Origin of the sequence: Gordoniibacillus kamchatkensis, from assembly GCF_000829455.1 — a bacterium.
Lineage (GTDB): Bacteria > Bacillota > Bacilli > Paenibacillales > NBRC-103111 > Gordoniibacillus > Gordoniibacillus kamchatkensis.
Genome location: NZ_JXAK01000064.1, coordinates 1 through 24177 on the forward strand (window position 1 = coordinate 1; position 24177 = coordinate 24177).

Below are 24177 nucleotides of genomic sequence, written 5' to 3' on the forward strand. Positions count from 1 at the left end.
ACGGTGCTGCACGATCTATGGATGAACGGGGAGGTGCCCGATCCGTTTTACGAACGGAACAGTCTGCTTGTCGAGTGGGTACCGGAGCGTACGTGGCTGTACCGTAAAGCTTTCACGGTGGATGAATCCTGGAAAGGGAGTCGGGTCCGCCTGCACTTTAAGGGCGTCGACTATGCGGCGCAGTTTTTTCTCAACGGGACGCGGCTCGGGGAGCATGTAGGAATGTATACGCCTGCGGAATTTGAGGTCGGCGGCCTGCTTCATTACGGCGGCGACAATTTGCTCGCCGTCGTCATAGAGAAGGCTCCCGACGAGCAGCCGCAAGTGAGCAAGACGTCTTACGTGCGCGCGCATAAGAGCCGGATGACGTACTGGTGGGATTTTTGCCCGCGCATGATTCATCAGGGAATCTGGGACGACGTATATTTGGAAGCGACGGGAGCTGTGGCCATCGAGGACGTCTATATAAGGCCTCAGCTTCAGGCCGATATGACCCGCGCCGATTTGTCCGTCACCGTCAGCCTGTCGTCGACGGCCGACATTCGGGCGGAAGTGAGAACGGCGATTCGATACGAAGGCCGCGAAATCGCTGCGCACCGCTCGGTGCATGCGCTGGCGGCGGGGGAAACGACGCTGAACGCCTGTATCCCGCTCGAGCGCCCGCATCTGTGGCAGCCGAACGGCTCGGGCGACGCGTGCCTGTATGAGGCCGTTGTGGAAGCCGTGCTGCCGGACGAAGAAAGCTCCCTGTCGGCAGCCCGGCGGACGACGTTCGGGATCCGCAAGGTGGAGTTCGCGCCGAACGAAACGGCCGATCCTGAGGCGAAGCCGTACACGCTTGTCGTCAACGGCCGCAAAACGTATATCAAAGGGTGGAACTGGGTGCCGCTCGACGTCATGTACGGCGTCGAGCGTCCGGAGAAGCTGGAGCGGCTGCTCTCCTTGGCTCGACGCGCCGGCGTCAACATGCTCCGGGTATGGGGCGGCGGCCTGATTGAGAAGGACGCTTTCTACGAGCTGTGCAACCGCTACGGCATTATGGTTTGGCAGGAGTTCATCCAATCCAGCTCGGGCATTGCCAACAAGCCGAGTACCGATCCCGAGTTTCTGGCGATGATGGAAGGCGAAGCCGAGCGCATTATACCTCGCAAGCGCAACCATCCCTCGCTCGTGCTGTGGTGCGGCGGCAACGAGCTGCAGGACGGCCTCGAGCGGCCTTTGGACGACAGCGAGCCGGTGCTCGGCCTCTTGAGTCGGACGGTCCGGCGACTGCATCCCGGGGCGCTGTGGCTGGCCACGTCGCCGACGGGCAGAGTGTTCTCGAACAGCTTCGAGAACATCGCAAACGATCCGGACGGCTTGCACGACGTTCACGGACCTTGGGAACATCAAGGGCTGACGCGGCAATACGAGCTTTACAATCAAGGAACGTCGCTGATGCACAGCGAATTCGGGGTCGAAGGAATGACCCATCTGAACACGTTGAATAAGACGATTTCCAAAGAGTTCCAATGGCCTGCGAGCAAAGATAACCCGGTTTATTTCCACCGCGGCGCCTGGTGGATTAACGAGCCGCTCGTGCAGCAGTCGTTCGGAGGCTCGCTGACTGACGTAGCGCAGCTGATCCGCGCGAGCCAGTATTTGCAGCTCGAAGGGCTCCGCTATGCGGTGGAGTCGAATCTGCGCCGCAAATGGCGAAACAGCGGCACGCTGCCATGGCAGTTCAACGAGCCTTTCCCGAACGCATACTGTACGTCAGCACTCGACTATTACGCCCAGCCGAAGCCGGCGTATTACGGGGTGGCAAGGGCGTATCGGGACGTCTCCGTGACGGCAGTGTTCGCAGCGCAGGCTTTGGCGGGGCATGAAACTTTCCGCGCCGATCTGTGGGCGACGAGCTCGCTGCCGTACAGCCTGAACGGACTGCAAGCGGAAGCGATGATCATAGGAGCAAGCGGACGCAAATATGCATCGGGCCGGATGGGCGCCGTGCTGGGAGCTAATGCTTCCGCACAGCTCGGCAGCTTTGAATGCCCCCTTGCGGATGTGAGGGAAGAGGTCTTCTTCCTCAGTCTCGAGCTGACGGATGAGTCCGGAACGCCGATCGCGGCCAACCGATACGCCTTCAGCAAGTCCGCCGATTTGACGCCGATGCTGCGTTTGCCGCAAACGTCGCTTCAAGTTACGCGGCGGGCTGCGGGCACCGCGCAAGCCGGCAAAGACGCGGCGCCGGCAGCCGACCGCTGGCTGCTGGAAATGGTCAATACCGGCGAGACGGCGGCTTTCCAGGTACAGCTTAGGGACGCCAGACCGCTGGGAGCATCGGGTTACGCGTATTTCGCCGACAGTGACTTCAGTCTCCTGCCGGGCGAAGCCTGTACGATCGCCGTCGATTGGAGCGGCTTCCCCGAGCGAGAACGGGAAGTGGAAGTGTCCGCGTGGAACGCGGCTGCGCAGACGATCAAGCCATAGATTTGCAAAGGCGGTGGAGTCATGGCAAATGATTTGGAACGTGCGGAACGCGTGCCTTATTGCCGTCCGGGGTTGGAAGACCTCGGGGAGGCCGTCCGCAGGAAGACGGGCGGCGCCAATGTCCTGCTGCTGAAAGCGCGGGTATTCGACCATCTTCGCGAGCAATAAGTTATAAGCGACTCATAGAAGCAGAAAGATCGCAGGAGGGGTTCATCATGATCGTGGTTCAGCGCCGCAATAAAATCAAAGAGATGTTGCTGAAGGAGCGCAGCGTGAAAGTCACCGACCTTGTGAAAGAGTTCAACGTTTCGGAGGAGACGATCCGCAGGGACCTGAACCAGCTGGAAAAGGAAGGCATCGTCAAAAAAAATTACGGAGGCGCTATTCTCACCGAGGAGCTTCAGCAGGTCATTGCCACGATCCCTCCTGTGCAGCAGCGCAAGTTTCAATTTTTTGAGGAGAAGGACGCCATCGGCCGGCAGGCTGCGTCCCTGGTGCAAGAAAACCAAATTATCGTGCTCGACTCCGGATCGACGACCTGGTGCGTTTCCCGTTATTTGAAGCAAACCCCGGGGTTGATGGTGGTGACCAACGGCATCAATGTGGCGGAGGAATTCAGCCAGCACGAGGATGCCTCCATCTTCCTGCTCGGAGGCAAGCTCGTCAAAAAGTCGATGTCGGTCGTCGGACCCCAGGCCGTTGACGAACTGCATAAGTACAGCGCCAACTATGCGTTTATCGGCACCTCGGGGATTACGATCAGCAAGGGGTTCACCAGCTCCGACCTGTTCGAAGCCGAGGTGAAGCGGGCGATGATCCAAGCGGGCAAACAGATCGTGATGTTGGCCGACCATAGCAAGTTCGAGCGGCAAGCGCTTGTCTCGTTCGCGGATTTCCAGGATGTCGATGTTCTCGTTACGAGCGATTTGGCGGATATGGAGATTCTTGAGGAAATTGAAAAAACCGGTGTGCAGGTAATCGTCTGCCCAGTGAAACAAACGTTGAGGGAGGGCCTATGAAACCGGTATTGGCGAAGCTTTATGAGAAATACCCGGAACTTGCCGCCTGCGCGAACGATATCGACAAGGCGTTCGAGCTGATGAAGCGGACGTTTCGGGAAGGCGGTAAAATGCTGCTTGCCGGCAACGGCGGCAGCGCGGCGGATTGCGAGCATATCGTCGGGGAGCTGATGAAGGGCTTTATGGCCCCGCGCCCGGTTCCCGCCGAGTTCCGCGCGCGTTTGGCGGAAATCGACGAGACCGAGGCCGACCGGATCGCCAACAATTTGCAAGGGGCGTTGCCGGCCATTTCACTCGTTAGCCATACGGCGCTGTCCACGGCGTTCGCCAACGATGTGGCGCCGGAGATGGTGTTCGCCCAGCAGGTTTACGGCTACGGGAAGGCGGGCGACTTGTTCGTCGGCATCAGCACGTCGGGCAACTCGGCCAACGTGCTCCATGCCGTCCGAGTCGCCAAAGCTCTTGGACTACGCACCGTCGGGCTCACCGGAAAGAGCGGCGGTAAAATGAAAGGGCTCTGCGATGCCGTCATTTGCGTGCCATGGGAGCAAACGCCCGATATTCAGGAGCGGCATCTTCCGATCTATCATGCGCTATGCATTTTGCTGGAAGAGGAGTTTTTTCCGTCATGACACTGCTTGGAGGAATCGACATCGGCGGAACGAAATGCGCAGTAACGCTCGGCCGCCTTAAGGATGAAGGGATCGACATCGTCGGCAAAGTGCGTTTTCCGACGCCGGATTCGCCGGCGGAAGCGCTCCGCCGCTTCGAGGAAGGCCTGGCGGAGCTGCTGGCTCAGCTGCCGGAAGAGCCGCTCGCGGCAATCGGCATCAGCTGCGGCGGCCCGTTGGACAGCCGCGCCGGGCTGATCCTGTCGCCGCCGAATCTGCCGCACTGGGACCGCATCGACTGCGTCTCCCCGCTGCGGAAGCGGTTCGGCGTACCGGTGGGGCTGCAGAATGACGCCAACGCCTGCGCCTTGGCCGAATGGAAGTGGGGAGCGGGACGGGGCTGCCGCAATATGATCTTCCTCACCTTCGGTACAGGCATGGGAGCAGGTATGATCTTGGATGGCCGGCTGTATTCCGGAACCAACGACATGGCCGGAGAGGTCGGGCATGTGCGCTTGGAGCACGAAGGTCCGGTCGGCTACGGGAAAGCGGGATCGTTCGAAGGCTTCTGCAGCGGCGGGGGGATCGCGGAACTGGGACGCCGGCGGGCGGAGGAGGCTCTGCGTGCCGGGGAGTCGCCCGTCTTTTGTCCGCGCCCGGATGAGCTGCATGCGGTCACCGCGCAGAAAGTCGGTGAAGCCGCCGAGCGCGGTGATGCGCTCGCTCGCGACATTCTGCAGGAGGTCGGCCGCAAGCTGGGACGCGGTCTGGCGATGCTGGTCGATATATTGAACCCGGAACGGATCGTCATCGGCAGCATTTACGGCAGACAGCAGGCGATTCTGGAGCCGGCCGCACTCGCGGTGCTGGATAACGAAGCGCTGCCGATCGCCCGGAGCGTCTGCAAGATCGTTCCCGCTGGCTTGGGCGAGAGCGTTGGCGATGTGGCCTGTCTGTCGGTGGCGCTCAATCTCGTAGTCGAGTAAGACCGCGGATAAGCGGACCCGGCCGCGGCATAGGCCGGCGCGAGAATCATGCGAAATTTGGGAGGGGAACGGATATGGCCAAACTGACGGCCGAAGAGCTGAAGCATTATCGGGACAACGGATACGCTTTGTATCGAAAACCGCTGTTTTCGCCGGAGAAGCAAGCGCGATTAACCGCGATTTTCGAAGAGCATTTGGCCGAAAAGGGCAGCAAGCTGTCCGACGAGCTGGATACGCCGCATTTTCGCGATCCGCGGCTGCTGGAGTTTCTGCTTAGCGACGAGGTGCTGGATCTGGTCGAGCCGATCACCGGCCCGAATATCGCGCTCTGGTCCAGCCATTTTATCTGCAAGGATCCGTTCGTCGGCCGCGCGACGCCGTGGCATGAAGATTCCGCCTATTGGAAAAATCGACTTAGCAGGTTTGACAGCATCGTGACCGTGTGGGTGGCTATTGACCGGGCCGTCAAAGAGAACGGCTGCATGAAAGTCATTCCGGGCACGCATGTCAACGGCTTCTCCGAATATGAGGAAGTCGACAGCCGTACGAACACCTTCGGCCGTAAAATCAAGCAGGTGGACGAGGAGAAGGCCGTTTATTTCGAGCTCGAGCCGGGCGAGTGCTCCCTTCATGACTCGCGCATCATTCACGGCGCCGACCCCAACCTTAGCCCGCTGCGCCGCTGCGGGTATACGATGCGCTATTTTGCGACCGACGTGCTTGTGAACCGGGACGATAAAATCAACCGCGGTCACCGGATTTGGCTGGCGCGAGGCCGCGATATCGCAGGCAATGTATACGAAAACTAAAATGTACGGTGTTTGGCGGGGCGCTATGCAACGATCGGCTGAAATGGTAAAGAAGTCAAACGGAACCGCCAACGAAATCGGTCAGCCAAAGCGATCAACTCATAAGGGGGAGGGACGGAAATGTCGTCCACGTGGATTCGCAACGTAAGGATGCCCGGTAAGGGAGAGCTTGTGAGCGGCAATATTTTCGTTAGAGACGGCAGGATAGAAGGTGTATTTATCAACGGCGAGACAGCTTCTCAGCAAGCGGATCAAGAAATCGACGGCGGCGGGCAGCTGCTCATTCCGGGAATGATCGACGTTCACATTCACGGAGCGGACGGGTTCGACATGATGGACGGCACCGCGGCAAGTGTCGAAGCGGTTTCCGCAGCATGCGCGCGGTCCGGTTGCACGTCCTTTCTGGCTACTTCGGTTTCCTCCTCGCTGGAGGACTTGCTGCGCATGATCGATAGCGTTGTCGCGGTAACGGGCCATGAGCCCGGAGCCCGAATTGCCGGCCTTCATATCGAAGGGCCGTATTTGAACGCGAAGCGGAAAGGGATGCAGAACGAACGGTATTTGCGTCATCCCGATATGGAAGAAATGGAGCTTATCGCAAAGAAATCCGGACCGCTGCTCCGTATGGTTACTTTGGCGCCGGAGCTTCCGGGCGGGCTCGAGCTCGTCCGCTATTTGAACAACCGCGGCATTATTGCGGCGATCGCCCATTCCGACGCCACCTACGAACAAGCCAAAGAAGCGTTCCGCGAGGGAGCGAGCCATGTGACTCACTGTTTTAACGGGATGCGACCGATTCATCACCGCGACCCCGGAATTGTCGTAGCTGCGTTCGAAGAGGAGCATGTCAGCGTGCAGGCGATCGTCGATCACGTTCATCTTCATCCGGCTATCGTTCGCCTCCTGTACCGGGAAAAGGGCCCGGACAAAATGGTACTCGTTACGGACGCTTTGCAGGCTATGGGGCTGGGGGACGGAACGTATATGTTTGGAGGCCATGCAGTGACCGTAAAGGACGGCGTCGCGACGCTACAGGACGGTACACTGGCATCCAGCACGGTAACGATGAACGAAGCCCTCGCCAAAACGGTCCGGTCCGGGATCCCGGTTAGCGATGCCGTCAGAATGGCGACGGAAGCTCCGGCGAACATTATTGGCTTATCCGGTAAAGGCAAGCTCGCGCCGCAGGCGGATGCGGATCTGGTGCTTCTTAACGACCGGTTCGAGGTTTTATGGACTATGGTAAGCGGACGGATCGTCTTTGCAAAATGGGACCAATCTTAGACAAAGGAGCCGCTTATGTTTACATGTATCGATTGGCATGAAGGTAAAGGACTAACCTATAAGAACGAAACGGTGTTCGGCGCCGTGTCGGTGTCTGTCCGTCTTGACGGCCGCGCGCCTTTCCAGCTTGACTATCAAGGCTGCGAGCTGCAGGAAGGAGAGGACCGGTTCGGCGGTTATGCCGAATACCGGCATGCGTTCCGCAGCGATGACGAGAAGGTCGGCGTTCGGCTGACGCTGCGCTGCTACAGCCATTTCGCGCTCGCCTATGTGGACGGCGCGATTGAGCATGCGAACGATTTCGGCACACAACGCTCGTTCGCTCCCGCCGGCGGAATCAGCGTTACGATAAAGCCCGAAGCGGCCGTCCGGGGCTTGCTCGCCAATTATCAGCATAAGGATTGGTGGACGCGCCCGCATTTCAATCCGGATATGTCCCAGCTGCCGGAGCGTACGCAATCGCTGCTGTGGCAAACGGACACCGCCTATTACCAGCTTCTGCCCGTATGCGGACCGGTGTTCCGCACCGATCTTGCCGGCTCGTCCGAAGGCTTGACCGTCCGCATCTCGGGGCAGCAGGGGGGACGCAACCGCTGTGAGACGCTGGCTTTTGTGACCGGAGCCGGAGACGATCCTTTCCGGCTCATGAACAGGCATGTCGAGATCGCCCTCGACGCGCTGAATTTTCCGACACTGCCGCGCGAGCGGAAGAAGTACCCGGAAATGCTGGATTACTTGGGTTGGTGCAGCTGGGACGCTTTCTATCATCAGGTGAACGAAGAAGGATTGTTGGCCAAGCTTCAGGAGTTGCAGGAACTGAAGCTGCCTGTACGCTGGGTCATGATTGACGACGGCTGGTCCGACACGGCGGACGGCAAGCTGCAGGCGTTCGAGGCGGATGCGGACAAGTTTCCCCGGGGTCTTGCCCATGCCGTACGTGAGCTGAAGGACCGTTTCGGTGTCAGGTGGGTCGGAGTATGGCATACGATCGTCGGATATTGGGGCGGCATCCATCCGGACAGCCCGCTGGCCAAACAGTTAAGCGATTCCTTGTTCACCACCGCCAAAGGCAGTCTGATTCCTTATCCGGATGCCGGCAGAGGGTTCGGCTTCTGGCATGCGTGGCATTCGTTCCTTCGCCGCCAAGGCGTCGATTTCGTGAAAGTGGACAGCCAGAGCGCGGTGCTGAACTATTTGAAATACCACCGTTCCATCGGAGAAGCGGCCGGCGCGGCCCATGAAGCGCTGGAAGCGTCGGTGGCGCTGCATTTTGACGGCACGATCATCAACTGCATGGGGATGGCGTCGGAAAACATTTGGCATAGACCCAAATCGGCCGTTTCCCGCAACAGCGACGATTTCGTCCCGAAAGAGGCGCACGGCTTTCCGGAGCATGCGCTGCAGAACGCCTATAATTCCTATTACCACGGGCCGTTCTATTGGGGCGATTGGGACATGTTCTGGACGCAAAATCATGACGATGTTCAAAGCGCCGTGCTGCGTTCGATCAGCGGCGGGCCGGTCTATGTCAGCGACGCAATCGGGCGGACCAGCCCCGAGAGGGTGTGGCCGCTTATCTATCGGGACGGCAAGCTGATCCGCTGCGACCGGACTGCAAATCCGACCGCGGACTGCTTGCTTGCGAACCCGACGGAGACGGATATTCCGCTTAAGCTGTGGAATACGATCGGCGGATCGGGCGCCGTGGCTGTCTTTCATATCCGCAAAAATGACGGTCCGGTAAGCGGCTCCATCGGCATCGAAGATGTGCCTGAGCTGGATCCGGCGAAGCCTTATTTGCTTTTTGAGCATTTTTCCCGAGAGTGCCAACGCTATCGGGCAAAGAACGGCGGGACTTCACCCTTCAAACCGGGCAATGCGCGATGTACTTGCTGATTCCGCGGCAGGGTGCAGTGACGCCGATCGGACTGATGGACAAATATATGTCGACTGACGCTGTACGCAAGTGCTGGACGAACGGCCGTTCAACTTTGGTTCAGCTGAAGGAAGGCGGCGATTTTGGGTTCGTCAGCGCCGCGAAGCCGGCGGCCGTACGGGTGAACGGCGAGGCCGTGGAGGTTGCCGATCTGGCGAAAGGGCTCTATGAAGTGAAATGCGGTACCGGAAGCGGGGACGTTCTCGTCGAAATCCTGCACGATTGACGTACAGCAGCTGAGGCTTGACGATGAAACGAAGCGAAGTGCTACAAGCGCAATCGCGGGCTACGGATAGCTTCGCCACAGCCGGCATTCGGCTGACGGCGGAGGAGCTGGAGCGCATCGAGGTGGCCGGCTTCGGCCTTGGAGAGCTTGCTGTGCAGGGCCTGCTGCTGATCACCTATATCAACACCGAACGCTATTGTGCCAAGGAACTGCTGCTGTTCCCGCGACAAACGTGTCCCGAGCATCTGCATCCTCCGGTCGGAGACGACCCCGGCAAGATGGAAACGTTCCGGTGCCGCTCCGGAAAAGTATACTTATATGTGGAAGGAGATCGCACGGCTGCCATTCATGCGACCGTGCCGGCGGGCAGCGAGCCCTATTATACCGTCTTCCGCGAAGTGGAGCTGAATCCCGGGGAGCAATATACGATTATGCCGGGCGTGAAGCATTGGTTTCAAGCCGGCGAGGAAGGAGCGATCGTGTCGGAGTTTTCGAGCACGAGCCGCGATAAGTTCGATATTTTTACGGACCCGCGGGTTGAGCGCATTCCTGTAATTGTTGAGGATGAGTAGTATGAAAAACAGCGTCAGTCCCGGATTTTAAATTTATCCATGGCTGCCGCTGTAAGGCTGCTTTCTATGCTCTTCTTTAGCCCATTTCGGCTTAGATCAAACAAACGCCTCCATCCCGCGGTTTCGCAGGATAGAGGCGTTTTTAACAGGAGTTGACGTTCAAGCCCATGCCTGGTTTCGATATGATTTAGGTGAGTGCGGCTTTTCGACTGCGTCCGCTTCTTGTCGATGTCGGACATGATGTCCTTGAGATATGCGGAACAACCGTCCGGTAAAGCAACGACCAACAGATTGTGTAAGGTCATAACGGAAACGCCGTTCCGTTAAGGCTTCCGAAGGCGAGAATTCGCGGGTAAGTGCTTGTTACTCAATATATTCAAATGCAACCGCGTTATGTGGGCGACAAGGCTGCTTGAAGGCCGCTCCGGCGAAGGATTGACGGAAAAAGTCGCGCCCGGCGAAGAATATTTTTTGTCCGTTGGGGTAAACCTTTGACTAAATAAGGAAAAAAAGGGGCGGCCAATCGTGATCAAGCTTATTTTATGGCTGATGTTCCTCATACCTTGGGCTTCATTGCTTTTTATGGACCGCGCTTCGATACGAAAATATATGCCCGTCGCTTTGCTCGCCACTGTGCTGAACAGCATCGTGAATCAATTGGCATGGACGTACCATTGGTGGACCTTCAACATGACCCTCTTTCCGTGGGATAAAACGATGCCGCTGTTTACGGTCTACGGGGTCTTCCTGGTTGGTACGATGTGGATTTTCCGGTTTACTTTCCGGAAGTTCTGGGTCTTCTTCATCGTCAATATGCTCGTAGACGCGTTTTACGGATTTGGCCTTACGGTATTGCTGAACACGATGGGCGTAAGGTCGAACGGAACCATAACGCCCATTCAAAACTTGCTGCTGATGACATGCATAGGTTTAATTCTGTACGCCTTTCAATTATGGTACGAAGGCGTCATAGGGGGCAGGGAAAACACAAGAAAGGCATCCGCCGACGAACGCGCAAAATCGCCGCGGCCGCGGGTGGGAAGCAAAGCCAAAGCAAGATAAAGGGGGTATAGGCTTGCCGAATCACGATGACAAATGGAAAGAAGAGCCGGACTATTACGGGGTGCTTTCCGATGCCAAAGAAGTGGACTCGGATGTGAACGAGGACGCCGGCCGGGAGAAGCTGCTGGATGCTTCGCTGGAACGCTTTGTACATAATGTGAAGGTCCAGGTTCGCCGCAAGGGCGATATGACGAACGTTCCCGATGACTCGGTATTCGCGGCGGCGGAGACAGCCGGGCAGCCCGACCGCGACGCGGGAACGTAACGTTGCCGTCAAGCCGTCTGCAAATAGCGCCCTGTCGGGAACGAACGTGAACGTGAGGCTGCACCTAACGTCTGGATGACGAGAGGTGCAGCCTTCGTCGTTATGCGGCCGCTCACAATTTGACCCGGGATAGGCACCTATTTCCCGGCAATGAATAATGTGCCATTGTAAGTATTTCACCCAATCAAGGAGAGAATCATATGAGTTATCAAATGTATCATTATCCGTACGGGCAGGCATATGGCCAATATCCGCACTACCCTTATTCGGCGTATCCGTATCCGCACTATCATTACCCTCATTATCCTTATCATCATCATTACCCGTACTATCCGTACCATCACCATCACCATTACGGCTGGCCGCAATACGGACACTACGGTTACCAGCATTACGGGCAAAGACCCGAAGACGGTACATTCGAACAACCGGCTGAGCAAAGCCAGTCGTAGCGCTGGCAAAATGCCCCGCAGCGGATCATACAGCCGCTGCGGGGCATTTTGGCTTGCAGATGCCGTTTAACGAATGCGTACAAAGTCCCAGCAGCGTGAAAAGGGCTCGTGCGCTCCGCATGCGGCCGCTTTTCCGACGGCAGCCGCTTATGTTGCCAACTCGCCTCTTCCGACACTCCGCATTTCGGTCTCGAGGCTCTGTATTGCGTGAGCGCAACCGTCTAAATAGTCTGTAAGTTGCAAAAATTTCTGCAACCTGCGTCATAATTCTCGACAAAAAATTCTTTAGAAAATTGTGTGTTTCAGCACATTCCGTCGAAAAACTTTTCGCCTTATGCTTAGGCCATCACCTATCCGATTCGGACGAGCAACCTTCCCGGAAGCTTCCCGAATCCCGATAAAGGCAAACCCGGCGAAAGCGGGGACGCAAAGCTACAGGGGCTTCAGCGCGAACGAAGGCGCGCTTTGCCAGCCAGCTGCCGAAAGATTCGAGGGGGCTTTTTGCCATTCCCGCCGCTTTCGGGCTTTAATGCGATAGGGAAACCACGGACAGAATGGGAGGTGCTGAAACGCCTATGAAGCTTGTGCAGCCGGAAGACGGGTTCGTGCTCGCGGAACGGGTGCTTCCTGCGGAAACCTTTTGGCGGAGGCTCAGGGGGCTCCTGTTCACGGAGCGGTTCCCGGAAGGCTGCTGCTTGTACCTCAGGCCGTGCCGCTCGGTCCATACGTTCTGGATGCGGTACGACATCGACGTGGTGCACGTCGACGGGCGTATGCGCATTACGGGGATGGAGCCGCAGCTGGCGCCGAACAAGCGCGGTACCGTCTTCCGCCATACGGAAGCGGTCATCGAACTGCCGGCGGGCACAATCGCCAGAAGCCGGCTGCAAGTCGGACAAACGTTGCAATTCCAGCCGTAAGACTGGGCAACGAACCCCAATTCAATGAAAATAAAAGGAGCGATGAAACATGGTGAACAAAATGAAGAGCTTATTTACGGAAGAGCACGGTCAAGGCATGACGGAGTACGGGCTTGTGCTGGGCCTCATTGCGGTTGCGGCCGTTACGGCGCTTGTCGCATTGCGCGGGCAAATCGTTACGCTGTTCCAGAACGCTCTCGGCGTCGTGCAGCAAGGAACGGGAACCGTGACAGGCGGTACGACAACACCGTGAGGTTGACGCACGGTCGTCAACCATAACGGAGACACTCGCGAGGTGGAACCGGTTGGCACGAAGGGGCATGCGTGATGAGCGTACGCCCCTTTTTTTGCCTGCATCGGAAAGTATAGGCTGCGCCTATACGTAGGCTGATTCCGACAGGAGGCGGGAACATTGAGCATAGGGTATAATGCGCTGCTGACGGCCCTATTGGCCGTATCGGCGGCAACGGATATCAAGAGCCGCAAAATTTACAACAAAACGCTGCTGCCGGCCTGGATCGCGGCGCTGGTGCTGCACGTCTGGCTCGAGGGGTGGCACGGTGCCGCCACTTCGCTGCTCGGCTGCGCGGCTGGGCTCGGCGTGCTGCTCGTGCCGTACTTGATGGGCGGGATGGGGGCCGGCGACGTGAAGCTGCTGGCTGTCGTCGGCGCGATCAAAGGGACGGGCTTCGTCCTGCTCGCGTCGCTCGGCATGGCGCTGTTGGGCGGGGTGATGGCCTGCGCCGTCATCGCGATGCAAGCCGGCGCACGCCGGCAGCTGGTGTGGTTCGTTTATTGGGGCTACAGCTTGCGCTGCGGATTTCTGCTGCCGCTGCGCCCGGGCGGTGAGTCCGGCGGCGTGCAGGCAGGGCGGCTTACGTACCCGTACGGCGTGGCGATTGCCGGCGGGGCGGCGCTTGGCGTATGGCTTGAGCAAAGCGGCTGGGGATGGTGACGTGCGGATGAGAATCGTCCATGAAGAGAAGGGGCAGTCGCTGACGGAGTTCGCCCTGATTGTGCCGCTGCTGCTTTTGCTGCTGTGCGGGGTTATCGATTTCGGAAGGATCTTGTTTACGTATTTGAATTTGAATCTGGTGGCACAAGAATCGGTGCGTCTCGGCGGACTCGGCCGGGGGGACGCGGACATCGTATCGTTCGCCCGCGGCCAGGCGGAAGTGCCGGACAGCACCAAGCTGCAGGTGGCGATTGCGCCGCCGGAGGCGAGCCGCAAATCCGGGCAATACGTGAAGGTCACACTTACGTATACGCTGCCCTATATGACGCCGCTGCTCGGCAGTGTGCTGCCGGCGCCGGTCATTCGCACCGATTCGACGATACGGGTGGAATGAAGGAGGCGAAGTCGACGTGAAAATGTTACTGCGGCCGCAAAAGGCCCGCATCCATGACGAAACGGGGAGTGCCCTGCCGCTTGCCGGCCTGACGCTGTTCGCCCTGCTCGCGGCAGCCGCCATCGCACTGGACGGCGGCGCCGTTTTCGCTGCGAGGAGCCATTTGCAGAAGACGGCGAACGCTGCGGTCCTGTCGGGCGCGACGGAGCTGACGCATACGAGCTCGGCGGTAAGCGCCGTCATTCAAACGATTTTGCGGGATCATAACGAAGCGGCCAGCTTGCAGTCGAGCTCGATTCAGCTCGGGCAGACGGTGCGCGTCAAGCTGTCGAAGCAGGTGCCGCTCGATTTTGCCGGAGTGCTCGGCCGCAGCGCCGTTACCGTGGAGGCGGAAGCTGCCGCGCAAATCGCCCCGATGGGCGGGGCGACCGGCGTGGCGCCGCTCGGGATCGACGACTCGATCCAGCTTGAATACGGCAAAGATTATCAGCTGAAGGTCGACCAGACGGGAGTGTCCGCAGGCAATTTCGGCATTTTGGCTTTGGGCGGCAACGGGGCGAAGACGTACGAGTACAACTTGATGCACGGCTACGGCAACGAAGTCGACGTCGGCGACATTATCGACACGCAGACGGGCAACATCGCCGGATATACGAGGTCGGGCGTTCAATACCGAATCGACCAGTCTCCGTACCCCCCGGGCGATACGTCCCATCCGGACGACCCGCGCATCATTCTCGTGCCGACGTACAAGCCGTACGACTACAGCTCCAATCAGCTCAAGCACATTCAGGTGACCGGCTTCGCGTACTTTTACATTTCCGCGCCTATGAGCAGCAAAGACACGAGCATTACCGGCCAATTCATCAAGAAGACGGGCGCAGGCTCCATCAAGCCGGGAGCGCTGGACAAAGGCGCCTATGCGATCAGACTAATCGAGTAGGGGAAGGCGACGCATGAGATCGAAGCTGATTTTAATTGTAGCGATCGTGTTGGGGCTTGTGACGACGGTGCTGTTTTTCAACTACATGAAGCGCTACGACGAAATTTCTACGGCGAACGAGACGCTTGTCCAGGCGGTCGTGGCGAAGAAGGCGATCAAGCGCAACGAAACGGTAAGCGCGGATGCGCTCCAGCTAGCCCAGGTGCCGAAGAAAGGTTTGCACCCTGAGGCCGTCAAGACGATTGCGGAGGCGCAAGGCAAAATCGCCAACGCCGACATTGCCCCCGGCGAAGTGCTGCTCAGCCACCATCTGCAAAGCAAGAAAGAGGAAGCGCTGCTTGTTTCGCGCAAAGTGCGCGACGGGTACCGGGCCGTATCCGTCGGGGTCAACCTGGTGCGCTCCGTCTCCAACCTGATCGAGCCGGAGGACGAGGTGGACGTCATTGCGACGCCGGAGAAGGTAACCGGGCAGCCGGTCGTTTCTACCCTTATTTTGGAGAAAGCGCGGGTGCTGGCCATTGGCCGGCGCATGGTGGAGGCTACCGAGGGCACGCCGTACGTCGAATACGCGACGGTGACGCTGGAAGTGAAGCCTGCGGACGCGGTCGCGATCGTTAACGCGCAGGAGCGCGGCAGCATCAGCCTCACTCTGTATTCCCGGCTCGTTCCGCCGGATGCTGCCGCAGCTCCGGGAGCGGGGGCAGCGGACGCAGCGAAGGGGGCGAAGTGACGTGAACGGCGCAGATAACCTCCAGCAGGAGCAAGCGCCCGCCAAACGGGGCGAGCTGATCGCCGTCTGCAGCGCCAAGGGCGGCATCGGACGGACGGTGCTTGCCGTCAATTTGGCCGTCGCCCTGTCCAAAAACAACATTCAAATCGCGCTGCTCGACGGCGACTTTCAATTCGGCGACGTAAGTCTGGCCATGGATCTGCAGCCGACGTTCACGATCAAGGATGTGGCCGAGAGCATGGACGCGATGGACAAGCATACGGCAGCCAGCTACTTGATTCGCCATTCGTCCGGGGTGAAGGTGATGGCCGCGCCGGAGAGGCCGGAGCAGGCGGATCTGCTCGCGGCGCCGGCGCTCGGTACGGTGTGCGATTTGCTGCTGGCCCAGCACGACTACGTGCTCGTCGATACGGAGGTCGGGCTGAAGGAGAGCACGCTGCTGTTCGTCGAGAAAGCCGACCAGATTTTCATCCTGACAACGCTGGAGATGGCCGCGATCAAAAACACGAGGCTGATGCTCGAGACGCTTGAAGCGCTCGGGCTGCGCCACAAAGTGCAGCTTGTCGTCAACCGGGCGACGATGGACAGCGTCATTAAGGCGACCGATGTGCCGGACATCGTTGGGATCGAGCATCCTTATTACGTCCCGAACGATTTTGCCATCGTGGCGCAGTCGCTCAACATCGGCGTCCCGTTCGTGCAAAATCACGGCAAGACGGACATCGCCAAGTCGATATTCAAAATGGCCGAACAGCTCATCTCGCGCCGGGAAATTTCGCTGTTCAAGCCGAAGCAGCCGTCTTTCCTGAATTCGCTGTTTCATCGGACCAAGGGCAGTACGACATAGCCGTAGGAGGAAATCTGCATGAGCTTGCTCGACAAAATTCAGGCGAGAGCGAGGCGATCCAGCCCCAGCCTTCCGGCGAAGAAGCGGCTGCGGCGGAGGCGGAAGCGGAACGGCCCGCCGCAGGCGCGAAGAAAGACTTGCTGGCGGCGTTCCGCGATGGCCGCCGCTCCGATTCGCCGCGCAAGGAGCGGGCACCGCAGCCGACCAAGCATCAGGAGCTGAAAAACCGGCTCCACAAACAAATTTTGAACGAGCTGAAAGACGGCGACGTCGAAGCGATCATACCGAAGATCGATGCGATGGCGGTCGAGATCATGAAGGAGGACGAATCGTTCCGCGGCAAGATCGACCGGAAAAAAGTGGTCGAAGAGCTGATCAACGATTTGACCGGCTTCGGCCCGATCAACCCGCTGCTGCTCGATCCGGACGTCACCGAAGTGATGGTCAACGGCCCCGATCAAGTGTACGTGGAGCGGGGCGGCAAGCTGGAGCCGGCGTTCGTGCAGTTCCGCGACGACGAGCACGTCATGAGCGTGATCGAGAAAATCGTCGCCCCGATCGGCCGGCGCGTCGACGAGAGCTCGCCGATGGTCGACGCCCGGCTGCCCGACGGGTCGCGCGTCAACATCATTATCCCGCCGCTCGCGCTGAACGGGCCGACGATCACGATCCGTAAGTTTTCCAAAGATCCGTATACGATCGAGGATTTGATCCGGTTCGGCACCGTATCGCGGGAGATGGCGATGTTTCTGGAGGCGTGCGTCAAGGCGCGGCTCAACATTTTCGTCAGCGGGGGGACCGGGTCGGGCAAAACGACGACGCTCAACGTGCTGTCTTCGTTCATTCCGTCCGACGAGCGCATCGTCACGATCGAGGATGCGGCCGAGCTGCAGCTGTGGCAAGACCACGTCGTTTCGCTCGAATCGCGGCCGGCGAACATCGAGGGCAAGGGCGCGGTCACGATCCGTGACCTCGTGCGCAACGCGCTGCGGATGCGCCCCGAGCGCATCGTCATCGGCGAGGTGCGGGGCGGCGAGGCGCTCGATATGCTGCAGGCGATGAATACGGGCCATGACGGCTCGCTGGCCACCGGCCACTCCAACAGTCCGCGCGACATGATCGCCCGCCTCGAGACGATGGTGCTGATGGCCGGCCTCGAGCTGCCGGTGAAAGCGATCCGCGAGCAGATTGCCGGCGCGATCGACCTTATTATTCAGCAGTCGCGCCTGAAGGACGGCACCCGCAAAATCGTCAACATCACCGAGGTGCTTGGCATGGAAGGCGACGTCATCGTTTTGCAGGACATTTTCGCGTACCAGCAGACCGGCACCGACGCCGAAGGGCGCATCCAGGGCCGGCTTGCGGCGACGGGCATCCGCCCGAAGTTTTACGAGCGGCTGGAGACGTCCGGCATCCATGTGCCGGTCTCCGTCTTTTTGGGCCAAGGGAGGGACGAACCGTGAAGCTGACCGTCATCGTCCTGTTCGCCTTGACGAGCTTTCTGTTTTTCACGGCGCTATTGCAGGCGCTGCTGCTGTCCGATAAGCGCGTCCGGCGGCGGATGAAGCGTTATCTCGACCTTCAGGACAAACGCAAGCTGCCGTCGGGCAAGCTGAACGTGCTAGTGCAGATGCAGCTGTACAAGCAGACGGTGCGCGACAAGGTGCTGAGCAAGAAGCGCGGCGAAAAGCTCGCCGACATGCTGCACCGCGCCGGCGTTCCGCTGAAGCCGGAAGAGTACATTTTGCTTCAGTGGATGTTGAGCGCGCTGTGCGGCGGGCTGCTGTTTTTGCTGTCGGGCCGCATCGTTTTACTGCTCATCGGCATCGCCGCCGGCTATTCGGCCCCGCGCATGTGGGTGAAACGGAAGGAGCGGGAGCGGACCCAGGCGTTCGGCGACGCGCTGCAGGACATGATCACGACGGTGATCGGCTCGCTGCGCGCCGGTTTCTCGTTCTCGCAGGCGCTCAAAACCGTTGTCGACGAGTCGGACGGCCCGATGAAAGAGGAGATGGAGACGGTGCTGCGCGAGATGCAGTACGGCAGCTCGATGGAGGACGCGCTGCTGTCGCTCAAGGAGCGGATGCCGAGCGAAGATTTGAACCTGATGATTCAGGCGATCCTGATTCAGCGCCAGGTTGGCGGCAATCTGGCGACGGTGCTGGAAACGATCGTGCAGACGATCCGCGACCGCGTCAAAATCCAGCGCCAAGTCAAGACGCTGACGGCGCAGGGCCGGTTGTCGGGGATGGTCATCGGACTGCTGCCGATCGCGCTCGGCCTTATCATTTATTTAATCGAGCCGAACTACATCGGCTCGCTGTTCCGGCACCCGATCGGGGTGCTGATGCTGTGCGGCGGCACCGTGTCCGGCATCATCGGCTTCTTTATGATCCGCAAGCTGACTACGATCGAGGTGTAGCTGAGGCTATGATGTACTTCACGCTTTTTTGCGCCGTCACGCTGTTCGTCTATGCTTTGTTTGTGCTCAAGGAGGAGCGCAGCGCGCGGCTGCGGCGGCGGCTGGCGCTCGTGGCGACGGATGCGGCCGCGGAAGCCGCTGCCGCTGGCGCCGCTGCGGAGCAGCAGCCGGGCAAGCCGGCACGGCTGCTGCACCACGCTGCCGCCTCGCTATGGAGGGCGCTGCGGCGCAGCTTCGGCCGCCGCTTGCCCGGCGAGCAGGCGGCGAAGCTGGAGCTGAAGCTGCAGCGGGCGGGAATGCCGCTCGGCATGGGGGCGCTCGACTTCCGCCTGCTGCAGCTGGCGCTGCTGGCCGGCATGCCGATTGTGTGCGGCTTTTACGCCGCTTGCTCGAGCAGAGCGGGGCGGCATCGCCTCGTTTGCGCTGGCGGGGCTGGCGATCGCCGTCATTATGCCGCGCTGGTATTTGGCGCTCCGGATCAAGCGCCGCAGCCGCCAAGCGCTCAAGGAGCTGCCGGACGTGCTCGACCTGCTCACCGTCAGCCTAGAGGCCGGGCTCGGTTTCGACGCCGCTCTCAGCAAGCTCGTTGCCAAGAAGGAGGGGGCGCTGGCCGCGGAGTTTCAGCGCTGCCTGGAGGAAATCCGCCTCGGCAAAACGCGCCGGGAAGCGCTGCTCGGCGTGCGCGAGAGGATCGAGCTGGAAGAGATGAAGCTGCTGATCGGCAGCATTCTGCAGGCGGAGAAGCTCGGCATCGGGCTCGTGCAGGTGATGCGCGTCCAGTCGCAGGAAGTGCGCGAGCAGCGCAAGCAGCGGGCGGAAGAAGCGGCGATGAAAGCGCCGATCAAAATGCTGTTCCCGCTCGTGCTGTTCATCTTCCCCAGCTTGTTCATCGTGCTGCTCGGACCGGCGCTGATCCAGTTCATCGAGACGTTCTCGAAGTGAGAGCGGTGGAATCAGCCGATCAGCGGCGCATTTCAAAAAGCTTGCCGGAGCTTGTTTAAGCTCCGGGCGGGCCGAGGCTCGTTTCTTCAGATCGGCATTGATGCAAGTTTCGGGCTGCGGGAGTCGCCGTTTGACAAGTTTTTGCGGCTTGGCACAAGGAAAACCGGCTTTGTTGGAGAATGTACATTGGGGACAATAGTATAATCGGCTTGCCAGGGACGACTATTGCCTGAGCCGTTCGTATACGGAGCGTGCAGTATATTGTCCAGACGGTAGACCCGATTTCGCAAACAATTCGGATGGAGCCATAAAGGAACAGGGTTCCGCTATTTTACACAATTATGGACGATTGCGACAAAATAACGGATTCCCGTTCCGCTATTGGCGGCTGTTGCAGGGTAATACACCGGTTTTGCGCAATTTTGCAGACAGATAACGGATTCCCGTTCCGTTATTTCTGGGGAATAACGGGAAATACCGCGCATAGCGGAACGTCGTTCCGCTAACGTTTTGCTGCGGTCCTGGAACACAATTATTGCCGAATGAACGTATGGCGGACGAACGGCATGCAACGAACATTTTTGCACAAATGAGGGCTGCCGGTAACCGTTTTTGCGACAACGCTTTGCAACCGCTTGAGTCCGACCGGTTGGTCACGGATCAGTCAGTCTTGAACAGATACGCAACCAGACAATCGGGGTGGTAACTTGAAATCGCAGTTTGGATCGTGGCCTCGGGGCGTCCCGCTTCTTTTGAGCAATTCGTTTTTGATGTCGATCGGCTTTTATGCCCTTATTCCGAATCTGTCCGTCTATTTGACGCATTCGCTGTCGTGGTCGCCGCTGCTCGCGGGCGTACTGCTGATGGTGCGCCAGTTCAGCCAGCAAGGGCCGATGATGTTGACCGGCATGATCTCCGACAGAGTCGGCTACCGCGCGACGCTCACGCTCGGCTTCTTGCTGCGCGGCATCGGGTTCGCCATGTTTGCTTTGGGAACGAGTCCGCTGCTCATGTTCGTTTCCGCCATTATCGCCGGCATCGGGGGGAGCCTGTTCGAGCCGACCGGCGATGCGGCGCTGACGACGCTCACGGATGCGACTTGGCGCTCGCGCACGTACGCCGTGAAAAAGGTGATCGACAACCTCGGCATCGTCGTTTCGGCGCTGATCGGCTCGCTTTTGGTGAACGTGAGCTTTCATTTGCTGTCCGTCCTGTCCGGCGCATTGTTTGCGGCGGCGGGAATCATTACGTATTTTCGGCTGCCGGCCATTAACGTGCAAGTGAAGCCCGTGGCCTGGACGCATATGTGGAAAACGGTCACGCGGGACAAGCCGTTCGTCCATTTTGTGGCCGTGATGATCGGCTATTTCTTTATGTTTATGCAGCTATATTTGGCGATTCCGGCGCGAATTGTAGAGATTACGCATGAGGCTTCGTCCGTTTCCATCGTGTTCCTCGTCCTGTCGGGGATGATGATTGTGCTTCAGGTTCCGATTAACGTGCTTGTCGCGAAATTCAACGTGATACGCTCCGTTCAAACCGGCTTTTTGCTTATGGGGACAGGGCTGCTCGTGCTGGGGAGCGCCGCGCACGTAACGGTGTTCGTGTGCGGTATTGCACTGTTTGCGATCGGCCTGATGACGATCGAACCGGCCAGCTTCGATGTGACGTCGCGGCTCGCCAATCCTGAGATGACCGCGACCTATTTCGGGTTTTATTATTTGGCTATGGCGATCGGCGGCGGAATTAGCCAAGGAACCGGGGGGCTGCTCATGCAGGTAGGTTCGTCCATCGGCCTGCCGGGACTGATCTGGTGGATCGGCGCATTCGTGGCGCTGCTCTCTATGGCGGGTGCGGGGCCGCTCCGCAAATCGCTGCCGGGGAAGGGCGCCGCCGAGTAACTGAACAAAGCTTTGACAACTATGACGTCCCGCGGTACAGTTAAAAACGTGTGCCGGGGGACGTTTTGGCTTGGAACGACCGGATTGTTCGTAGGAGGATAGATCGGAACGGGGAGAGCGCATCGATGGACTTTATCGTACAGTACTTATCTTTCTTCGTCATTCAGACGGAAGGCGAAGCTGCGGGAGCGGGCAAACGGTACAAGCATTACCAGACGCTGGACGGCGAAGACTACGAGGATACCGAACTGAAAACGTTCCTGGACGGCGAGTTCGCCCGGATCGTGAAACGCAAGGCGGAACGCAATCCGCTCAGCGAGAACGTGCCGACGAAAATCGGCCGCTTCACGGTCGAGCCGGGCTTCGAGCTGGATTCGAATCCGAACTACAACTTGTTCAAGCGGCTGCGCCAGGCGGAGTCGAAGGAGCAGTTTCTGAACTGCGGCGACGAGCTGGTGCGGGCATACCTCGATACAAGCGCAGTGCGGGGCGGGGCGCTCATCATCGTTCGGGTGCGGTGGTATGAAGTGTCGGACGATCCACTGATATTCGTGCTGAAATGCGATTTTGAGCCGAAAATCGCCCGCATCGCCGACGAGAAAAAGCTGATCGCGCAAGTGGAGATGGCGATCTCGGCGCGCAATATCAAATCGATTCAATATCCGCATTTGCCGGAGGACGGCGCGTTCGACGAATGGGAGCTCAAAATTCACCAGGCGTCGCACGCGCGGTATTTCGAAGATTTCCTTAAATATGTTTCTTACGAAAAAACGATGCCGGAGGTGCTGAACGACCATGTCATGGGCATGGTCGGCTCGTATCTGGAAGAGCAGCTGCAGGCGCCGGATCTGAGCGAAGAGCGGCAGCGCGAGCTGCAAATCGAGGCGGAGAAGTACGAGGTTTGGGCGGCGAGCGAGAAGCGCGAGCTGCAGGAGCAATGGCCGCACGAGCGGGTCGCCCAGGCGACGCAGTGGATCGTCGAGCAAAAGCCGGATCTCGAGCTGAAGCTCAAGCTGGACGGCGTGCTCGTCAAAGGCAAAATGGCCGATTACGGCAGCCGCATCCACTTGGCGCGCATCGGCGGCCGCTACGCGGTGCTCGTTACGGGAGACGCTTTCGAGTTCGAGCACGGCGTGTCGCCGGTCGAGCTGCTGCAGCCGGAGGAGCTGGAGCAAGTGCTGCGCCGGCTGGAAGAGGAGCCGGAGACGCAGGCGCGCGCCGGACTGCATTTGGACCGCGACGACGAGCTGCCTTATTGAGGCAAGATAACTTTTACTGGCTCAGCATTCCCGAGTGGTTTAATTGTATTTTGACATTGATTTCTTTCAGCGATGTTTTCGTTATTCCTAATCCTTGTTGTTGAAATATACGTTTCCAGATGCCGTAATGATTTAGATAGGTATCGTATTCTAAATGATAAATATCGGATTCGATAGTTAAAGCATTGATAAAGGTTGAGCGAATTTCTTCCTCAACCTTTTTTTCGGCAAGCTTCTGAAGGAGGCTTTCATCGGTCTGTTCAAGAAGCTCTACAATATTGCCGGACAGCTTGACGAGAATGGAGTAACTGGGCGGTCCGCCGTCCAGTTTTTCTGTGATGCGAAACTTGGGATGCTCCAATGAAAGTACCCCGACTGTTTTTCCGTCTTTGGTGATTTTGAGGGGCGACCGGATAGTTTCGCTTGTCAGCCAACGCAAACCTTGCAAGTGCTCAATGTCAAGCCATCCTTGCAGTTTCTGTTCATGAATAACAAAAGCTCCGTCCAACTGCAACTTGGGGTCCGGTTTTTGATTTTTAGTCCACTGCTTGGGATTAATTTTCAATGACGGCAAAATGACCGTTCTGCCCGGTTCCAGATTATCGGCTAAAAAATGGACGAAACGGATCGGCTGAACCAATGATTTTTGACGGTAGTTTTCCTCAGGCTCGTGCGATATGTTCAAGAGAGGCGACAAATTATAGAACGCCGGTGTTGTTAACAATTGCTCGATATTTTCCTTCGTCCCGTATATCCAAGGAGTAAACCGAATTTCCCTGTACCTTTCAACGGCTTCAAATAAATTTTTTGTTCCCCGTTTAAGCGCATTCTCGGAAACCACAATATGAGTGATGTGGTTCCAAAGCAATCTTTGCTGCGCCGTATTATATAGATCGTTCATAGCAATGTTGAGTGTGCTGCCCTGGCCTTTTCCAATCCAAATCAGTGCAGGTTCTTTGGGTTTCCCGGATTCTTGTTTGGCCACGGATGAAAAATCAAGTGTTTGCGCATACACCGTATATTGATTGTTAGAGAAATCTATGCCGAGCGATGTGATATAATCGATATTCTGAATTTCATGCAAATCCCAGCAGCCGCTTAGTCCGATCAGCATGATAAATATTCCTAACCATTTATAGACTCTTCTCATTTCCATTTCATCTTCACTTA

The 24177-nt window shown here is 58.3% G+C and carries 27 protein-coding genes and 1 riboswitch; of the genes, 25 read left to right on the forward strand and 2 right to left on the reverse strand.

Features of this window, described 5'->3' with window-relative positions; all coding sequences use genetic code 11:
• The 22 genes from SD70_RS26795 to SD70_RS26900 form a co-directional block, all read left to right on the forward strand.
• Positions 1 to 2472: glycoside hydrolase family 2 protein (locus tag SD70_RS26795; RefSeq protein WP_052487921.1), on the forward strand; the 2472-nt coding region annotated here is incomplete at its 5' end.
• Positions 2473 to 2493: 21 nt separating this feature from the next.
• Complete coding sequence (locus SD70_RS36445; protein ID WP_156158212.1) at positions 2494 to 2640, forward strand: hypothetical protein; 147 nt, start codon at positions 2494 to 2496, stop codon at positions 2638 to 2640.
• Positions 2641 to 2687: 47 nt separating this feature from the next.
• Entirely contained in the window at positions 2688 to 3491 is an 804-nt protein-coding gene (locus tag SD70_RS26800) for a DeoR/GlpR family DNA-binding transcription regulator (RefSeq protein ID WP_052487922.1), read from the forward strand.
• A complete protein-coding gene (locus SD70_RS26805; protein ID WP_041051340.1) occupies positions 3488 to 4123 on the forward strand; it encodes a D-sedoheptulose-7-phosphate isomerase in 636 nt (211 codons plus the stop codon). The genes SD70_RS26800 and SD70_RS26805 overlap by 4 nt, the downstream gene beginning before the upstream one ends.
• Complete coding sequence (locus tag SD70_RS26810) at positions 4120 to 5088, forward strand: ROK family protein (protein WP_041051342.1); 969 nt, start codon at positions 4120 to 4122, stop codon at positions 5086 to 5088. The genes SD70_RS26805 and SD70_RS26810 overlap by 4 nt, the downstream gene beginning before the upstream one ends.
• A 74-nt stretch (positions 5089 to 5162) precedes the next feature.
• A complete protein-coding gene (locus SD70_RS26815; RefSeq protein ID WP_041051343.1) occupies positions 5163 to 5897 on the forward strand; it encodes a phytanoyl-CoA dioxygenase family protein in 735 nt (244 codons plus the stop codon).
• A 120-nt stretch (positions 5898 to 6017) separates the two neighbouring features.
• The gene (nagA, locus tag SD70_RS26820; RefSeq protein ID WP_041051345.1) at positions 6018 to 7181 is read left to right on the forward strand and encodes an N-acetylglucosamine-6-phosphate deacetylase; all 1164 of its coding nucleotides are present in this window, start codon (positions 6018 to 6020) and stop codon (positions 7179 to 7181) included.
• Positions 7182 to 7196: 15 nt separating this feature from the next.
• A complete protein-coding gene (locus SD70_RS26825; RefSeq protein ID WP_052487923.1) occupies positions 7197 to 9077 on the forward strand; it encodes a Sip1-related alpha-galactosidase in 1881 nt (626 codons plus the stop codon).
• On the forward strand, positions 9065 to 9343 hold the full coding sequence (locus SD70_RS26830; protein ID WP_041051347.1) for a hypothetical protein: 279 nt from the start codon (positions 9065 to 9067) through the stop codon (positions 9341 to 9343). The genes SD70_RS26825 and SD70_RS26830 overlap by 13 nt, the downstream gene beginning before the upstream one ends.
• A 23-nt stretch (positions 9344 to 9366) precedes the next feature.
• Positions 9367 to 9915, forward strand: a complete 549-nt coding sequence (locus SD70_RS26835) for a D-lyxose/D-mannose family sugar isomerase (RefSeq protein ID WP_041051348.1) — start codon at positions 9367 to 9369, stop codon at positions 9913 to 9915.
• Between the two features lie 525 nt (positions 9916 to 10440).
• Entirely contained in the window at positions 10441 to 10977 is a 537-nt protein-coding gene (locus SD70_RS26845; RefSeq protein ID WP_052487924.1) for a hypothetical protein, read from the forward strand.
• Positions 10978 to 10990: 13 nt separating this feature from the next.
• Entirely contained in the window at positions 10991 to 11242 is a 252-nt protein-coding gene (locus SD70_RS26850; protein WP_052487925.1) for a hypothetical protein, read from the forward strand.
• A 200-nt stretch (positions 11243 to 11442) separates the two neighbouring features.
• Positions 11443 to 11694: a hypothetical protein gene (locus SD70_RS26855; protein ID WP_197081200.1), complete on the forward strand. Its 252-nt coding sequence runs from the start codon at positions 11443 to 11445 to the stop codon at positions 11692 to 11694.
• Between the two features lie 392 nt (positions 11695 to 12086).
• A riboswitch (cyclic di-GMP riboswitch) is annotated at positions 12087 to 12178 on the forward strand.
• A gap of 91 nt (positions 12179 to 12269) precedes the next feature.
• Entirely contained in the window at positions 12270 to 12614 is a 345-nt protein-coding gene (locus SD70_RS26860) for a DUF192 domain-containing protein (protein ID WP_041051352.1), read from the forward strand.
• A gap of 49 nt (positions 12615 to 12663) precedes the next feature.
• Positions 12664 to 12867, forward strand: a complete 204-nt coding sequence (locus SD70_RS26865) for a Flp family type IVb pilin (protein WP_041051354.1) — start codon at positions 12664 to 12666, stop codon at positions 12865 to 12867.
• Between the two features lie 159 nt (positions 12868 to 13026).
• A complete protein-coding gene (locus SD70_RS26870) occupies positions 13027 to 13569 on the forward strand; it encodes an A24 family peptidase (RefSeq protein ID WP_052487926.1) in 543 nt (180 codons plus the stop codon).
• Positions 13570 to 13576: 7 nt separating this feature from the next.
• The gene (locus SD70_RS26875; protein ID WP_082053696.1) at positions 13577 to 13963 is read left to right on the forward strand and encodes a TadE/TadG family type IV pilus assembly protein; all 387 of its coding nucleotides are present in this window, start codon (positions 13577 to 13579) and stop codon (positions 13961 to 13963) included.
• A 22-nt stretch (positions 13964 to 13985) separates the two neighbouring features.
• Positions 13986 to 14906, forward strand: coding sequence for a pilus assembly protein TadG-related protein (locus tag SD70_RS26880; RefSeq protein WP_041051386.1), 921 nt, complete (start codon positions 13986 to 13988; stop codon positions 14904 to 14906).
• Between the two features lie 13 nt (positions 14907 to 14919).
• Positions 14920 to 15636 (forward strand): Flp pilus assembly protein CpaB, encoded by a 717-nt coding sequence (gene cpaB / locus SD70_RS26885; protein ID WP_082053691.1) that lies wholly within the window; start codon positions 14920 to 14922, stop codon positions 15634 to 15636.
• Between the two features lies 1 nt (position 15637).
• Positions 15638 to 16483, forward strand: coding sequence for an AAA family ATPase (locus SD70_RS26890; protein WP_041051355.1), 846 nt, complete (start codon positions 15638 to 15640; stop codon positions 16481 to 16483).
• A 137-nt stretch (positions 16484 to 16620) separates the two neighbouring features.
• Positions 16621 to 17946, forward strand: coding sequence for a CpaF family protein (locus SD70_RS26895; protein ID WP_082053693.1), 1326 nt, complete (start codon positions 16621 to 16623; stop codon positions 17944 to 17946).
• A complete protein-coding gene (locus tag SD70_RS26900; protein ID WP_041051356.1) occupies positions 17943 to 18905 on the forward strand; it encodes a type II secretion system F family protein in 963 nt (320 codons plus the stop codon). The genes SD70_RS26895 and SD70_RS26900 overlap by 4 nt, the downstream gene beginning before the upstream one ends.
• 49 nt (positions 18906 to 18954) lie before the next feature.
• Here SD70_RS26900 and SD70_RS38680 read toward each other — a convergent pair whose 3' ends face one another.
• Complete coding sequence (locus SD70_RS38680) at positions 18955 to 19215, reverse strand: hypothetical protein (RefSeq protein ID WP_041051357.1); 261 nt, start codon at positions 19213 to 19215, stop codon at positions 18955 to 18957.
• A gap of 53 nt (positions 19216 to 19268) precedes the next feature.
• On the opposite strand from SD70_RS38680, the gene SD70_RS38685 reads away from it, so the two are divergent.
• The 3 genes from SD70_RS38685 to SD70_RS26920 all read left to right on the forward strand — a co-directional run bounded on the left by SD70_RS38685 (position 19269) and on the right by SD70_RS26920 (position 23007).
• Positions 19269 to 19847, forward strand: coding sequence for a type II secretion system F family protein (locus SD70_RS38685; protein ID WP_231571567.1), 579 nt, complete (start codon positions 19269 to 19271; stop codon positions 19845 to 19847).
• A 752-nt stretch (positions 19848 to 20599) separates the two neighbouring features.
• Positions 20600 to 21748, forward strand: coding sequence for an MFS transporter (locus SD70_RS26915; protein WP_041051359.1), 1149 nt, complete (start codon positions 20600 to 20602; stop codon positions 21746 to 21748).
• 125 nt (positions 21749 to 21873) lie between these two features.
• A complete protein-coding gene (locus SD70_RS26920; protein ID WP_041051361.1) occupies positions 21874 to 23007 on the forward strand; it encodes a DUF3900 domain-containing protein in 1134 nt (377 codons plus the stop codon).
• 13 nt (positions 23008 to 23020) lie between these two features.
• Here the strand turns inward: SD70_RS26920 and SD70_RS26925 are convergent, their stop codons facing one another.
• On the reverse strand, positions 23021 to 24163 hold the full coding sequence (locus tag SD70_RS26925) for a Ger(x)C family spore germination protein (protein WP_052487927.1): 1143 nt from the start codon (positions 24161 to 24163) through the stop codon (positions 23021 to 23023).
• Positions 24164 to 24177: the final 14 nt, after the last annotated feature.

What these genes read in the sequence shown, in the direction of transcription:
- SD70_RS26825 (WP_052487923.1), top strand. Translation starts at nt 7,197, where the DNA reads ATGTTTACATGTATCGATTGGCATGAAGGTAAAGGACTAACCTATAAG.
- nagA (WP_041051345.1), top strand. Translation starts at nt 6,018, where the DNA reads ATGTCGTCCACGTGGATTCGCAACGTAAGGATGCCCGGTAAGGGAGAG.
- SD70_RS26810 (WP_041051342.1), top strand. Translation starts at nt 4,120, where the DNA reads ATGACACTGCTTGGAGGAATCGACATCGGCGGAACGAAATGCGCAGTA.
- SD70_RS26815 (WP_041051343.1), top strand. Translation starts at nt 5,163, where the DNA reads ATGGCCAAACTGACGGCCGAAGAGCTGAAGCATTATCGGGACAACGGA.
- cpaB (WP_082053691.1), top strand. Translation starts at nt 14,920, where the DNA reads ATGAGATCGAAGCTGATTTTAATTGTAGCGATCGTGTTGGGGCTTGTG.
- SD70_RS26860 (WP_041051352.1), top strand. Translation starts at nt 12,270, where the DNA reads ATGAAGCTTGTGCAGCCGGAAGACGGGTTCGTGCTCGCGGAACGGGTG.
- SD70_RS26920 (WP_041051361.1), top strand. Translation starts at nt 21,874, where the DNA reads ATGGACTTTATCGTACAGTACTTATCTTTCTTCGTCATTCAGACGGAA.
- SD70_RS26835 (WP_041051348.1), top strand. Translation starts at nt 9,367, where the DNA reads ATGAAACGAAGCGAAGTGCTACAAGCGCAATCGCGGGCTACGGATAGC.
- SD70_RS38680 (WP_041051357.1), bottom strand. Translation starts at nt 19,215, where the DNA reads ATGCCGAGCGGCATTCCCGCCCGCTGCAGCTTCAGCTCCAGCTTCGCC.
- SD70_RS26805 (WP_041051340.1), top strand. Translation starts at nt 3,488, where the DNA reads ATGAAACCGGTATTGGCGAAGCTTTATGAGAAATACCCGGAACTTGCC.
- SD70_RS26800 (WP_052487922.1), top strand. Translation starts at nt 2,688, where the DNA reads ATGATCGTGGTTCAGCGCCGCAATAAAATCAAAGAGATGTTGCTGAAG.
- SD70_RS26880 (WP_041051386.1), top strand. Translation starts at nt 13,986, where the DNA reads ATGTTACTGCGGCCGCAAAAGGCCCGCATCCATGACGAAACGGGGAGT.
- SD70_RS26855 (WP_197081200.1), top strand. Translation starts at nt 11,443, where the DNA reads ATGAGTTATCAAATGTATCATTATCCGTACGGGCAGGCATATGGCCAA.
- SD70_RS26865 (WP_041051354.1), top strand. Translation starts at nt 12,664, where the DNA reads ATGGTGAACAAAATGAAGAGCTTATTTACGGAAGAGCACGGTCAAGGC.
- SD70_RS26925 (WP_052487927.1), bottom strand. Translation starts at nt 24,163, where the DNA reads ATGGAAATGAGAAGAGTCTATAAATGGTTAGGAATATTTATCATGCTG.
- SD70_RS36445 (WP_156158212.1), top strand. Translation starts at nt 2,494, where the DNA reads ATGGCAAATGATTTGGAACGTGCGGAACGCGTGCCTTATTGCCGTCCG.
- SD70_RS26830 (WP_041051347.1), top strand. Translation starts at nt 9,065, where the DNA reads ATGTACTTGCTGATTCCGCGGCAGGGTGCAGTGACGCCGATCGGACTG.
- SD70_RS26875 (WP_082053696.1), top strand. Translation starts at nt 13,577, where the DNA reads ATGAGAATCGTCCATGAAGAGAAGGGGCAGTCGCTGACGGAGTTCGCC.